The following is a 14,382-nucleotide window of genomic DNA, read 5'->3' on the forward strand; positions in this document are numbered from 1 at the left end:
TTCCAGATTGGGCCTTCTCACTTTAGTATAGAGGCAGATATTAAAATCGAGCAAGTGAGGGGATAAGAAAAGATGAATGTAACGTTATGGATCGTACAACTTATATTGGCGCTAGGTTTCATATATTCAGGATCGATGAAAACCATTCGTATCGAGTCGTCAAAAAAGACCTGGGCCTGGGTCAATGATGTGCCGAAAAGTCTAGTTATTTTGATCGGTAGCGCGGAGCTGCTCGGAGCGCTTGGCCTTGTTTTTCCTTGGGCGCTGAACATCACTCCGGTGCTTACGCCGATCGCGGCAATCGCTTTGGCTACGGTCACCCTGTTCGGGATGCTGTTTCATATTCGGCGTAAAGAGTACCAGGAGCTCGGCGTGAATATCTTTTTTATAGTTCTGGCATTGATCATAGTTTTTGGAAGACTATAAAGGAAACGGTGGACTGATCCGATGTACTGCGTAATACGAACCCCATGTTTCGGGTGCCTAGTTTCCGTTGAACGAACCGCTAGCGGCCTGTGTACCACAGCGCATAATAAAGACCATGTACATGGAGAATTCGGCGATTTTCTTTAGATCATGGAGAGGACATGACATCAAACATTTCTCGCTTTTATACTCGAAAGTTATGAGAAGAATCTGGCACTACCGGGGAACGTTTTGGAAAGTGACAAAAAGTCACTAATATTATTATATAATAACCTCACCACATAAAAGGCTGGCTTCAACAGCTCATGGAAGGAAGACAACTCTCTATTGAAAGCAACCTTGAATGTACAAGAACACATACTCATCTGGAATTGTGCATCGCTCAAAATCATGGATGTACGACATATTGTCATACAGGCCGACGAGTGCGTACGTCCTTACCTGTTCCCTGCCAGCGCCTTTTTGTACGTAACGAATGGCAATGCAACCGTGATCTTAGACGGAAATGAGCATGCTACCAAACCATTTTATATGCTTCATGGGGGCAAAAACACCCGTCTGGACATCATCCCAACGAACGAATCCTTTCATTATTACCTGATTTTCTACAAAGCCTCCTTACCGCTACCTGGCAAGCAGCATACACTTCAACAACCGGATCAACCATTGCCATTCCATCTCCAGTACGGTTTTATTCCATATCATCCTGCCATCTTCTACGAAATCACTGAGCGAATGCTGGGCGAGTGGAATAAACCGGGACGCTTGGAGCGACTCCATACCAAAACACTATTCTATCAATTTGTATATGAATTGCTCAGACAAATGGATCAACAGCAGGTCAGCATTGTTAGGCCTAACCTTGCTTCTCAGCTTATTCGCTATATGCAGGAGCACTACGCCCAGCCGCTGACCCGGGAAACCCTCGCTCGTACATTCCATTACAGCGTCCCTTATCTGTCCAAGTACTTCCGACGTGAAACTGGCGCAAGTCTAATCGATTACTTAATCGGTATTAGGATGAACAAAGCAGTGACGCTGCTGCAAAAGACCGAGTTATCTCTGCAAGAAGTCGCTGTAAGCGTCGGATATGCTGATGTATCCTATTTTATAAGAATGTTCAAAAAGCATACAGGAGTCACACCAAAGCAATTCAAGGATGAGTCCGGACAAGTGACGAGAGATTCTTATCGTCCTATCCTTAGGCTTCGATCATCCATTGCTCCGCGTAAACTCCGTCGTTATATTGATATCAGAGATGATAATCATTATCAACATAGCGAAAAAGGAGATTTACGGATGTATAGAAGCAAACTACCTGTAGGAATTACCCTACTGTTGTGCCTAACTCTATTGGTTAGCGCATGTTCCAGGCCAGCAAACACGAATGGAAGCACTGGCAGTACGCAAAGTCCCACTGTAGGTGCAGAGAGTAATATCAGTAACACCACAACCGGCAGCTCGGAGATGGTAACCTATTCTGCGGTTAACGGTGAAGTACAAATCCCCAAAAAACCTCAAAGGGTCGTAATGGTTGCAGGAGCCTTTACCGGTCATTTGCTAGCTCTTGGCCTTAAGCCTGTTGGAACTGGTGATGAGTCCTTTAACAGTTATACAGAAGGAAAGCTCGATGACGTTGTCAACATCGGTAACGATGTACCCTACGAGAAAATCATGGAGTTGCAGCCGGATTTAATTGTCGTTTGGAATGACCCTGAAACGATCGAAAAGCTGTCCAAAATTGCGCCGACCGTCGCTGTTGAATATGGAATACCTCTGCGGCAGCAATTGATGGATTTTGGCAAGATGACTGGTAGAGAAGAGCAAGCGAAGGCCTGGATCGCAGAGTGGGACGCTAAAATCACTGAATATAAACCACTCGTGGAGCAAGCGGTAGGTGATCGCACTGTTTCGATTTTTGATACGGGAAGTGCCAAAGAATTTTATGCCTACGGGAGCTTTGGTAGAGGTGGAGATATTATTTATGGCGAGTTCGGCCTGAAGGCACCGCCGATAATCCAGAAGGAAGCCATCGACAGCGGCAAAGGTTGGGCCAAGTTATCACTTGAATTGTTACCACAATATGCAGGAGATTATATCTTTATTAGTGGATGGACAGGTGATGAGAGTGGGGATTCCGTTTTTGAAGGTCCTATCTGGGATAACCTCCCTGCTGTCCAGAATAACCACGTTTATCGCGAGGAAAGCCGTGGCTTCGTGTTTAGTGACCCAATTTCGTTGGAAGCCCAACTTAAATTTGTCGTAGACAGCCTAACCAAAACGGAGTGAAATTGAGTAGACCACGGTATGTACGAGGCGAGGAGCATTCCTCGCCTTTTTATGTTTTTGTATAGTCCTTATCTTTCATTTGAAAAGAATTTGAAAACAAAAGCACACACATAAACAGGGACCACTCACCATGATCGCAAGGGGTCACTGTTTATGAACTTGTTATAGAGCTAAATTTCCGTTAAGTGATGGTAAGGCCGCCGCTTGCATATCCGGCTACGGTTGTAGCCACATCAATTCCGGCTGTTACTGATGCTGAGAATACCATAAGCAGGCGATCACCGGCAGATACCGGAATACTCAGCCCTGTAGTCACCCCGCTGGATATTGTGCCCAGTGCCAAAATGCCGGTCAGTGGAGGAGCTAAGGTTACCAATGCACCCGGTACAGCTGTAAAGGAGTTATTAGGTGTAGTGGATCGGAATAATTGTGCAGTTAGGGTTACTGTAGATCCAACCAAACTAAGTCCGGCTGTTGTGCTGAAATAAGCGGCCAGTGAAGTAATCGTTCCTGCGCGCGATGCTGAGAAAGCAAAGTTAAGCAATGTGCCTGCAGCGCCTGTGAGATCAATAATTCCTCCGTTAACACTTACTCCGGTAGAACTGTTACCAAAACCAACTAAACTGGAAGTATTCAAAAGTCCACCCAAAACTGTAGTCAACACAACGGGAAGTCCTGATGCATAAGGAATAATTGTTCCAGAACCAGTCGCACCCGTAGCCCCGGTTGTACCTGCTGTGCCTGTTGCTCCTGTTACACCCGTTGTACCTGATGCGCCTGTCGCTCCTGTTGCTCCAGTTGTACCTGCTGCGCCTGTTGCTCCCGTTACTCCCGTTGTCCCTGCTGTGCCTGTTGCTCCCGTTACTCCGGTTGTACCTGTTGCTCCTGTTGCTCCTGTTGCTCCTGTTACTCCAGTTGTACCTGTTGTACCTGTCGCTCCTGTTGTACCTGTCGCTCCTGTTGTACCTGTCGCTCCTGTTACTCCAGTTGTACCTGCTGTGCCTGTCACTCCTGTTGCTCCGGTTGTACCTGTTGCGCCTGTTGCTCCCGTTACTCCGGTTGTCCCTGCTGCGCCTGTTGCTCCCGTTACTCCGGTTGTACCTGCTGTGCCTGTTGCTCCTGTTACTCCGGTTGTACCTGCTGTGCCTGTTGCTCCCGTTACTCCGGTTGCACCCGTTGTACCTGCCGTGCCCGTTGCTCCGGTTGCACCCGTTGTACCTGCCGTGCCTGTCGCTCCGGTTACACCCGTTGTACCTGCCGTGCCTGTCGCTCCCGTTGCTCCGGTTGCACCTGCTGTGCCTGTTGCTCCTGTTACTCCGGTTGTACCTGCTGTGCCTGTAGATCCCGTTACTCCGGTTACACCCGTTGTACCTGCCGTGCCTGTCGCTCCCGTTGCTCCGGTTACACCTGTTGTACCTGCTGTGCCTGTTGCTCCAGTTACACCTGTTGTACCTGCTGTGCCTGTCGCTCCTGTTGCTCCGGTTGCACCTGTGACTCCAGTGATGCTTGGGATGTCACCCAGCAATTCGGAAGAAACCAAACGATGGGCTGTTACCAATGCGCCTGTGCTGCTCTTACCCCATACGGATACTTGAACAGGATCATTAACCGTCGCTGTTGTTGTAAAAGTAAACTCGAAGGCATCTAAATTGGCAAAATAGTTGTTGGTTACTATTTGATTAGGTGCGATGTCAAAAGACTCACTGACATACAGAATCCTCATTCCACCACTCATGTAATAGCCTTGTATTTGTATGGTTGAGGTACTCACATCACTGCGGTTATCAATTTTGACTGTAACTGTCTGAGTCGGCCTTACACCGCTAACAGCATTATTTTCTATTGGCCCTGTTGATAAAAAGCTCATCGCTACATCTCCTCTTTTGGGGATTTCTGATCTCCTAGATGTCATTAACTGTTTTTTCGTGCTCCACCACCCGGTGTGCATCTACCAATTGCCCAGAGGCTTGTTTGCCCCACACTGAAATCCCTACTTCCTCCACACCTTCCACGTCTGTTCCAAAAACAAACTCAAAAGCATCTAAATCTGCAAAATAAGTTCTAGTCACTGCTTCATTAGGAGCAATACTGATCACTTCACTCACATATAGCGTTCTTGTTGTGCTTAGCACATAACCCTGAATGGACACTGTTACAGAATCCACCTCAGCCCGACTTGCCAATCTAATCGTTACCTGTTGGGTCGGTCTAACCCCGGAAACCGGATTGTTTTCAATCGGCCCAGTTGACAAAATAGCCATTTTCCCATCCCACCTTTTATGAACCTCTGACTCTAGCAGTATTTGGCATAAGCTCACTCGATAGTAATATTCAAACACTCAACCAACGGTGTGGACAAAACACAGGGGGCACTCCACCATTATCACTTAACAACCTTCTACGCTCAGGGCTTTAGGTATACAAAAACTGGAATATGTACAACATGGGCAGAAATTTATGCTAGTGCAAGTTGAACAACAAGTAAGAGTAGATTTTGTTATATAACCAGGATCGATTCCAGAAAAAAACGAAAATAACCGTTCCCCCGGTAGATTCCAGGGAAACGGTCGCAGCTTAAGATGTCTTTTTCTCGTATCTATTTGGTGGGCGGGTAGAGCTGTGCTTGAAAGTGTAGTCTTATAGAATACGAGATCGTATTTTGTCATCAAGCCCAATGTTAAACACATAGAATAATGATCTTCTTCATCCTCTACTAAAAAATAGAAAAAGATTGTATTATCTTAAAATTGTGATATGATATCGTCAAGTTAATAAACATTTAAAAGAAAATATGAAAAATAATTACATTTAAGTGTGACCAAATCTCTTTCTTCGCCAAATTTCAGTGTTCTAACTCATTTTATTGAAAGCGATTACAAAAAGAAACCTGACAGATTATAGCTTTTCTAATCGCACCCACAGATCCAGGCTTACTTCGGGTTATAGCCACTCCCCTTGCTGCCGTGACCACGTACCCGGTGCACAGGTTGTCTGGCTTAAACCATATATGACAACATGAAGACTTATCCTAACAGCCAACCTAACCATTATTTCAAGAAGGGGGTGACATGAGGGAAATCTCTTCTTTTTTTTCGGCATTTCATCATCTCAGCTATTCTGAATTTCAGCTCACCAACTAATCCAATCTCATGGAGGCGAAACGTATGATTCGTAAACCGCTAGTTTTGTTGTTGTCGTGTCTGCTAATCTTTGTCACCCTGCCCGTTGAATCGAGCCATGCAGCCAATGCAGCCGTTGCCAAACTTCCTGGAAACTCTAATCCCCTCATCGATCATAAACTGGGAGCCGATCCTTATGTGCTCGTCCATAACAATCGGGTCTATGTCTACATGACAGGTGATGCATATCTGTACAACAGCGACGGCTCTGTCCGAGAGAACCAGTACAGCACGATCGGGAAAATTAACGTCATCTCTTCAGCTGACATGGTGAACTGGACAGACCATGGTTCCATCCCGGTAGCGGGTGCGAATAATGCCAATAATGGACAAGGGATTGCCAAATGGGCTACCCAATCCTGGGCTCCTGCCATGGCGAAGAAAACCATTGCTGGCAAAGAAAAATTTTTCCTGTATTTTGCCAACTCGGGCGGAGGTATTGGGGTACTAACAGCGGATTCTCCCATCGGTCCTTGGTCCGACCCAATTGGACGTGCCCTCCTGACACACGGAACACCGGGTATGTCCGGCGTAACCTGGCTCTTTGATCCGGCTGTACTTGTCGATGATGATGGCTCTGCTTACTTGTATGCTGGAGGCGGCATTCCGAACGATACCAACGCTGCTTCCATTGCCAATCCCAAAACAGCTCGGGTCATTCGTCTCGGTGCCGACATGACCAGTGTGGTGGGCAGTGCTGTGACTATTGATTCTCCTTATATGTTCGAAGATTCTGGCATCCACAAGTATAACGGCAAATATTATTACTCCTACTGTATCAACTTCGCGGGAACACATCCCACTGCATATCCAAAAGGTGAGATCGGATACATGGTCAGCGACAGCCCGATGGGGCCTTTCACGTATAAAGGGCACTTTCTGAAAAATCCCGGCACGTTCTTCGGCGTAGGCGGCAATAACCACCATGCCGTGTTCCAGTTCAACAACGAATGGTATGTGGCGTACCATGCACAAACGGTGAGTAAGGCATTCCTCGGTGATGGTAAAGGGTACCGTTCCACCCACATCAACAAACTGACCCACAACGCGGATGGCTCCATCCAGGAAGTGCAAGGTAACATGACTGGTGTATCCCAAACGTCCAACCTCAACCCGTATGTCCGGGTGGAAGCTGAAACCATTGGCTGGCAAGCAGGAATTAACACTGAACCGAGTCAAGCGAGCGGTGGACCTGTAGCCAATCAGAATGTCACTAATATTCATAATGGGGATTGGATCGCGGTCGGCAATGTTGATTTTGGCTCAGCTGGAGCCTCCAAATTCAAGGCCAATGTCGCTTCTACCGGAAATGGCAACATCGAGGTACGACTGGACAGTCCGACAGGTCCTCTGGCTGGAACACTTAATGTAAGCTCAACCGGCGGTTCGCAAACTTGGCGCGAGATGGAGACGAATGTAACCAACGCAACGGGTGTACATCGTTTGTATCTGGTGTTTACAGGCTCAGGCAATGGAAATCTGTTCAAACTGGACTACTGGCAATTCACATCCGGTTCGGGCGGCAACCCTAACCCAAATCCTAATCCTAATCCAAACGTTACCCGTTACGAAGCCGAGAATATGACGCTTGGCGGCCAATACGCTGGCGTAATCAGTTCCCCTTTTAATGGAGTCGCTCTTTACGGGAACAATGATTATGCAGCATACAATCAATATTTTGCATTCCCAACCCATCAATTCTCTGTTCGCGGCGCTTCCAACAACAATAATACAGCTCGTGTTGATCTGGTCATCGGGGGTGTAACCGCTGGTTCTTTCTACTTCACGGGAACGGAGCCGACCGTTCAAACCCTCACCGGCATCACTCACGCTACAGGCAATCAGGAAATCAAGCTGGTCGTAACAACGGATAATGGCACTTGGGATGCTTACATTGATTATCTGGAGTACTCGCTTTAATTCATAGGACATGATCGATTGGGAGGATAGAATATGTGGAAAAAAATCAGTACTCTTCTACTCGCTCTTCCTTTGCTTATAACATCATTCCCTTGGACAAGTCCCGCTGCTTCAGCCGCAACGTTCAATAATCCGGTTATTTACGCGGATGTTCCTGACAGTGACGTCATTCGGGTGGGCAATGCATTTTATATGACAAGCACAACGATGCATATGAATCCGGGAGTCCCGGTCATGAAGTCTTATGATCTGGTCAACTGGAGCATCGTAAACTATGTATACGATACGCTTGGGAACGGGGACATACAGAATCTGAACAATGGACAAAACGAGTATGGGCGTGGTTCCTGGGCGAGTAGCTTGCGGTACAACAACGGTATATATTATGTGGCCTTTGGCTCGCTTTCCACGGGCAAGACGTATATTTACCAAACCAGCAATATTGAAACAGGACCATGGACACCTTACACATTGAACAGTTATTACCATGACCCCTCCCTTTTGTTTGACGGGAATCGGACCTTTCTTGTTCACGGTAGTGATAACATCAGTATCGTTGAACTAACATCTGATGCCAAGGCCGTCAAGTCCGGCGGTCTCAATCAGGTCCTGATTCCAAACGCAAGCAGTGTTGCCGGCTCCAACATGATTGTAAAGGCAGAAGGAGCACACATTCAGAAGATCAATGGCATGTACTATGTATTCCTGATTGCATGGCCTTCGGGTGATGGTCGCATTCAGCTTGCCTATCGTGCAAACACATTGACTGGTCCATACACAGGTAAAGTTGTACTCAGAGACTCGGGAATCGCCCAAGGAGGCATCGTGGATACCGCATCCGGCGCTTGGTACGGCTTGCTGTTTCGTGATAGCGGGGCCATTGGACGCATCCCCTATCTCGTTCCTGTGACGTGGTCGGATAACTGGCCTGTGTTTGGAGTGAACGGCAAGGTTCCCCTTACCATGAATATGCCCGTTGAAGGTCAGCCTGCTGCCAAAATCTACGGGTCCGATGAGTTCAATGCAACCACATCAGGTACACCCTCAGAAACGCAACTGTTAGTGAACGGCGGCTTTGAGGAAAGCAGCACTCAGCCGTGGACCAGCAACAATACGGCGAACATCACCGTAACAAATGCCGAAGCGTTCAGCGGTACAAAAAGTCTGCTCGTCAGCGGCAGACAGCAGACAGCAGGCGGAGCCAAACAGATGGTTACAGGCAAGCTGGTACCAGGAGGAACATACTCTTTTTCGGCAAAGATCAAATACACTACTGGTCCTGCAACCAAAACGTTCAATCTTAGCATCCAGAACGGTGCAAGTTATACCGGAATTACCATTATGGGCAGTGCGACGTTAACCCGCGGACAGTGGGGTACCATTCAAGGTACGTATACCGTTCCGTCGAATGCAGACCTGTCCCAAAGCTTTATTTTTGTGGAAACACCGTATAACTCGAATCCGGACCCGACCAATGATCTGATGGCGTTTTATGTGGATGACGTCTCCTTGACGAGCAATTCATCTTCCGGTACATCCAGTCTCGCTACTTTCTGGCAGTGGAATCATAACCCTGATGCTGCCAACTGGTCCCTGCTCCAGCGGCCCGGTTTCATGCGGTTAACCGCAGGCAAACTCAGCAAAAACCTGTTAGAAGCCCGCAACACGCTGACACAACGAACCTTTGGTCCAAAAAGCACAGGGATTACCGCTTTGGATACAGCAGGCATGAAGGATGGTGATTATGCTGGACTCGCTGCTTTTCAGGCCAAATATGGTTTTGTCGGCGTAAAAATGACGGGCAGCACCAAATCCATCGTTATGACTAATGCCAGTTCCGGCACCATGACTGAAGTAGCAACTGTGCCATTAAACCAGAACAGAATCTATCTCCGCCTCATCTGTGATTTTACGAACCAGACCGACAAAGCCTACTTTGCTTATAGCCTGAATGGCAGCAACTGGACAACCATTGGCAATACACTTCAAATGTCTTACACCCTGCCACACTTTATGGGATACCGGTTTGCACTATTCAATTATGCAACGAAGTCTACCGGAGGATATGCAGATTTCGATTATTTCCGCGTAGAATAAATGTAGTTTTATTCGGTTATTAATTTTTCGTTTATTGATCAGGACCTGGACTTCACCATGTGTGGAGCCAGGTCCTTTCAGTACATTTTATGAAGAGCTTCACCTTTTAACTTCATAAATCCCGAATCTTGATAAGGATGAAGCATAACTCATGTAAACTTCATGTTCCATATATCACCTCTATAGTAAGATATAGATTAATGTAAATACTTAATCATTTCTAATCTGTAAGGAGGGTTTCATGTGAAAAATATAATTGTCTTCGGTGCAAGTAAAGGATTGGGCGATGCATTCGTCCGAGGTGTGCCACAGTCTGGTGATAAAGTCTGGGTGGTCTCCCGCAGCAAGCCGGAAAGTCTGTCCGTGGAGGATGGCGTCCAGCGAATATGGATTCAAGCTGATCTTTCCGAGCTTCAGGCCGCGGAGCAAGTTGCCAGCCAACTTCAAGGTGAGACGTTGGATGTGCTTATTTATAACGTGGGGATCTGGGAAAAGGAAGGATTTGAAGAGCACTACACGTTTGATAAGGATGAACCCGCAGATATCAGTCAGCTGATCCATGTGAATGTGACTTCTACAATTGTATGTATACAGGCTTTACTGCCTCAGCTCCGCCAGTCTGAAGCAGGGAAGATTATCCTGATTGGTTCAACAGCCGGTTTGAGCAATGCAGGCAGCAGCCAGGTTTCTTTTGTCGCCTCCAAATTTGCCATACGGGGTATTACGGAAGCTCTAAGAGAACATACGAGAAATGACCGCATCGCGGTGACATGCATCAACCCGGGAGAACTGGCGGCAGAAATTCCGTATGAAGACGGGATGGAACGTGCACTGGCCGAGTATGATGGGACCCGCATTCCCCTGCAGGATATGGTCGCCATCGTTCGATGTATCATCAGCTTGTCCAAAGCGGCCTGCGTGAAAGAGATCAACATACCCGCATTAACGGATACGAACACCTAGATAGCAATGACATCTACACGCCTCAATCGGTCCGTTCACCGGAGTGCGCTCTGTATACACATGCTGGACAGAAGTTCGTTTACATTAATACATGCGACAAGTGTGTAATACCTATGGAATTCAGGCGTTCATGCTCAGGGATATTTTCATATAACAAATGGGATTTTCCGGCCTTGTCCAGGTGATCACGCATAGCTGCAATCCGTCCTTTGTTAACATCAATAAAACGAAAATCAATTTGGCGCAACTGCTCCATCCCGGTTAGCCCAGCAAACGAATCCGCCTTGAGCGCCGTATTCATCTCTTTCAGTTCAAGAGACTCCAAAGCACGGGCTGTCCATAGATGTGTGGTATCCCGTAACGATTTCATATAGTCCAGTTCGAGCTGTCTGAGAGAGGTGAGATGGGAAAAGTCACATAATTGCTCCAGCTTGGGCAAGGACAGATGCAGATATTCCAGCCCGCGCATCTGTTCGAGTCCCTGAATACTCGTCAGCTTGCGAACAGAGCTTAGCTTCAACATCGATATGGTCGACTGTGTCAATGCATCCAGTCCCCCTTTTAACTCACAGTGATCCAGGGACAGATACTGAAGCATAGGCAGTTCCGCCAACACATCAGCACTTTCGACCGTGCAGTTCAGAATGAGCGTATGCAGTTGGAGACATGCCGCAATGGAGTCAAATCCGTTGAATTTGCCACGCAGTTCAAGAAAGGTCAATCGTTTGTAGTGTTTAATAAAATCGAGCACGGTCGCCTTTGCAGGTGAATTCAATCTTAGAAACTGCAGTTGCTCCATCGCACCCAGAATCGTCAAATCCTGTGCCTGTGAAAGATCAAGCTGCAAGGCAGACACATGTTTCAACTGTGCCAGTCGCCCCAAAAATCCGGATGAATATACCCCTTTAGGGTCCATATGTGATATGTGTAGAATCAGATCCGGCCGGGCAAAGAATACTTTGGCATCGAGCTCGGCAAGGTCCTCGTATGTATCCGCGTCAACGCGAAAATGAACCGTTGCTCTACGACGCAACAGATGCACCGCCTGGTGCATCTTTTCGGCATTCCATGGAACCCCCTGTATTGAAGCATGCCATAACTCACTCACAGATAATCCCCCTTTTCCACCCATAGTTCCAATTCATTCCATTATAAACAAGATCGCCTGGATGAACCACTACCGATCCCCGTTTTTTCATTCCTTTCCTCTTTTTTCATCCCTCCCTTTCATCCTTCTCATACTCATACCTTTCCTTTCCGTGCTTTCAGGATTATTCGACAGAAATCTACATAAAACTATAGATCATGCCGACATATAACTTAGACGTTTTGAGCTTTTTATTACTCATCTGGGGAGATGGAATATGTCGAACATGTTGAAGAAGTGGGGGAAAACGGGAGCACGGACATCCAGTATGGCAAATACGTTGTCCATTGTGCTGCTGGTCATTATCGTAGTTGTATTTACCGTGCTGGGGACATTTATGTTTGCAAGCACACGAAACATTCTGGTGAAACAGCAGGAATCCATGCTCGAGACCAAGACACAAGCCATTGTTAGTGAATTTGATGCACTATTCAAGGAAAAGGGCGCGCTGGTCAAGCAAATGTCCACCAACACATTATTTAGGCAATACATAGAAACAACAGCATCTGCAACAGATGCCGCAAGTTCAACCTACGCTGCAGAGACACAGGCGACACTGGCCGCTATCGTTAAGGCAGAGCCTTCGTTTGCCGATGCCTGGGTGGCGGGTCTGGATGGAAAAGGGTTTTGGATTCAAAATGATGGTGTTGTATCTGCACCGGACTTTGATATCCAGTCACGTCCATACTACAAGCCGGTTACCGCCGCAGACGGACTTTATTTCTCCGATCCGTACATTGATATTGCAGCAGGCGATGTACTCATGGGTATCTTTTATCCGATCAAAGACGACAACAATAACACGATCGGCTTTGCCGCAGCGGATATTGCATTCAAGGATATTCCAGCGATTATGGAGAGTTATTCCCTTGGAAGCACGGGCTATTCCATGTTGCTGTCCAAGAGCGGGGAAATTCTGTACCATCCGGATCAAGAGAAGGTATTGAAGGAGAACATCCTGGACAGTACGGGGGACATGGGGGACATCGGCAAGAAAATGCTTGCCGGTGAAAACGGCGTACAGCTTATGAACGACAATGGGGAACGTCGTTATATCGGCTACGCTACCAGCAAGGATACGGGATGGTCCGTTGGTCTGACCATATCCGAAGAAGAAGTTCTCGCGGAATTAAAAACGTTCACGTGGATTACGCTTGGCGGTTTTGCTGCAGCCACCCTTCTACTTGTGATTATCTGTTACATTACCCTTCGCCGTCTGTTACGCTCCATACCACAGCTGCTGGCCAAGATTAAACAGATTGAACAAGGTGACCTGACTGTCCAACTGGATATCAAATCCAATAATGAAATTGGACAGATCGCTACAGGCTTGAATTCCATGGTGCAGAAAATTCAGAGCATGCTGCAAATGGTCGGCAGCTCGGCGCAAATCCTGAACCAGTCGTCGAATGATCTGCAGGCCATCTCCTCACGAACGGCTGTGACCATGAATGACACATCAACAGCCATCAACGAGATTGCCAATGCAACGAATTATCAGTCCATCGAAACGGAAAATATCTTACGTAAAACAGGCTCGTTATCCAGCCAAATTGACGAAATTGCAACCGATGCGCAGGCTATGGGAACGGTCGTGCAGACATCTGCTGATCAGAGTAGCCAAGGACTTGCGGTCGTGGAACAATTATCGAAATGGTCTGAGGAAAACCATCAGTCCACCCAAGCAATGTCCTCTATTATCCAGGAGATTGACCTGAGTCGGAATGAAATATCCAGTTTTGTGGATACAGTCAAACAGATTGCCTCTCAAACGAACCTGCTCGCCCTGAATGCCTCCATTGAGGCTGCACGTGCTGGCGAACATGGAAGAGGATTTGCCGTCGTTGCCGAAGAGGTCCGCAAACTTGCAGAACAGACGGCTCAGGCAACAGAGGAAATCAACAAAAAAGTGAATGTGATTGAAGAGAAAACAACCCTGTCGGTTGAACATACCATGCGCGGTATGAAGATTGCGGAGGAGAATGCCAAATCCGTAGAAGATACCAAACATGTATTCTTCAGTATTAACCAAGACCTGAAAGATCTACAACAACGTATGATGCAGATTACTACTAATACCGCCAATGTACACAAACACAAAGATGAGATATTCCAGGCACTGGAGATTATCTCCTCCACCACAGAGGAGAACTCGGCATCGACGGAAGAAGTAAGCGCCAGCACGCAGGATCAGCTGGATAGTATCGAACAGGTAGCGGATCTGTCGAAACAGTTGAACCAGCTATCTGGCAAACTGCAAGACGAACTAAGCCAGTTTAAAGTAAAGTCATGATCCGCAAGCTTTCCCCTGCTCTTCTCTTTTAGTCGCTGTCCATTTATTATTAATGAATATGCGTACGA

Annotated in this window: 9 protein-coding genes; 6 read left to right on the forward strand and 3 right to left on the reverse strand. The window is 47.1% G+C overall.

The features are described 5' to 3' along the window. Positions 1 to 72: 72 nt before the first annotated feature. Both MKY44_RS20460 and MKY44_RS20465 read left to right on the forward strand, forming a co-directional pair. Positions 73 to 426, forward strand: coding sequence for a DoxX family protein (locus tag MKY44_RS20460; RefSeq protein WP_341008324.1), 354 nt, complete (start codon positions 73 to 75; stop codon positions 424 to 426). Between the two features lie 327 nt (positions 427 to 753). After that, positions 754 to 2,715, forward strand: a complete 1,962-nt coding sequence (locus MKY44_RS20465; protein ID WP_341008325.1) for an AraC family transcriptional regulator — start codon at positions 754 to 756, stop codon at positions 2,713 to 2,715. 181 nt (positions 2,716 to 2,896) lie between these two features. Here MKY44_RS20465 and MKY44_RS20470 read toward each other — a convergent pair whose 3' ends face one another. Next, on the reverse strand, positions 2,897 to 4,582 hold the full coding sequence (locus MKY44_RS20470) for an exosporium glycoprotein BclB-related protein (protein ID WP_341008326.1): 1,686 nt from the start codon (positions 4,580 to 4,582) through the stop codon (positions 2,897 to 2,899). A gap of 34 nt (positions 4,583 to 4,616) precedes the next feature. Next, positions 4,617 to 4,976 (reverse strand): hypothetical protein, encoded by a 360-nt coding sequence (locus tag MKY44_RS20475; protein ID WP_341008327.1) that lies wholly within the window; start codon positions 4,974 to 4,976, stop codon positions 4,617 to 4,619. Positions 4,977 to 5,879: 903 nt separating this feature from the next. Between MKY44_RS20475 and MKY44_RS20480 the strand changes: the two genes are divergently transcribed. The 3 genes from MKY44_RS20480 (at position 5,880) to MKY44_RS20490 (ending at position 10,874) form a co-directional block, all read left to right on the forward strand. Beyond that, positions 5,880 to 7,814 (forward strand): carbohydrate-binding protein, encoded by a 1,935-nt coding sequence (locus MKY44_RS20480; RefSeq protein WP_341008328.1) that lies wholly within the window; start codon positions 5,880 to 5,882, stop codon positions 7,812 to 7,814. A 33-nt stretch (positions 7,815 to 7,847) separates the two neighbouring features. Next, a complete protein-coding gene (locus tag MKY44_RS20485; RefSeq protein WP_341008331.1) occupies positions 7,848 to 9,911 on the forward strand; it encodes a beta-xylosidase family glycoside hydrolase in 2,064 nt (687 codons plus the stop codon). Between the two features lie 243 nt (positions 9,912 to 10,154). Then, positions 10,155 to 10,874, forward strand: coding sequence for an SDR family oxidoreductase (locus tag MKY44_RS20490; RefSeq protein WP_249912069.1), 720 nt, complete (start codon positions 10,155 to 10,157; stop codon positions 10,872 to 10,874). Positions 10,875 to 10,953: 79 nt separating this feature from the next. On the opposite strand, the gene MKY44_RS20495 is transcribed toward MKY44_RS20490, so the two are convergent. Further along, positions 10,954 to 11,982, reverse strand: coding sequence for a hypothetical protein (locus MKY44_RS20495; protein WP_341008333.1), 1,029 nt, complete (start codon positions 11,980 to 11,982; stop codon positions 10,954 to 10,956). 256 nt (positions 11,983 to 12,238) lie between these two features. Here MKY44_RS20495 and MKY44_RS20500 point away from each other — a divergent pair, with 256 nt between their 5' ends. Further along, on the forward strand, positions 12,239 to 14,314 hold the full coding sequence (locus tag MKY44_RS20500) for a methyl-accepting chemotaxis protein (RefSeq protein ID WP_341008334.1): 2,076 nt from the start codon (positions 12,239 to 12,241) through the stop codon (positions 14,312 to 14,314). Positions 14,315 to 14,382 lie beyond the last annotated feature (68 nt).

Origin of the sequence: Paenibacillus sp. FSL R7-0026 (assembly GCF_038004485.1) — a bacterium.
Taxonomy (GTDB): domain Bacteria; phylum Bacillota; class Bacilli; order Paenibacillales; family Paenibacillaceae; genus Paenibacillus; species Paenibacillus xylanexedens_A.

Bases quoted from the DNA above. Each gene is read 5' to 3' on its own strand.
- MKY44_RS20485 (WP_341008331.1), top strand. From the start codon at position 7,848: ATGTGGAAAAAAATCAGTACTCTTCTACTCGCTCTTCCTTTGCTTATA.
- MKY44_RS20460 (WP_341008324.1), top strand. From the start codon at position 73: ATGAATGTAACGTTATGGATCGTACAACTTATATTGGCGCTAGGTTTC.
- MKY44_RS20475 (WP_341008327.1), bottom strand. From the start codon at position 4,976: ATGGCTATTTTGTCAACTGGGCCGATTGAAAACAATCCGGTTTCCGGG.
- MKY44_RS20480 (WP_341008328.1), top strand. From the start codon at position 5,880: ATGATTCGTAAACCGCTAGTTTTGTTGTTGTCGTGTCTGCTAATCTTT.
- MKY44_RS20500 (WP_341008334.1), top strand. From the start codon at position 12,239: ATGTCGAACATGTTGAAGAAGTGGGGGAAAACGGGAGCACGGACATCC.
- MKY44_RS20470 (WP_341008326.1), bottom strand. From the start codon at position 4,582: ATGAGCTTTTTATCAACAGGGCCAATAGAAAATAATGCTGTTAGCGGT.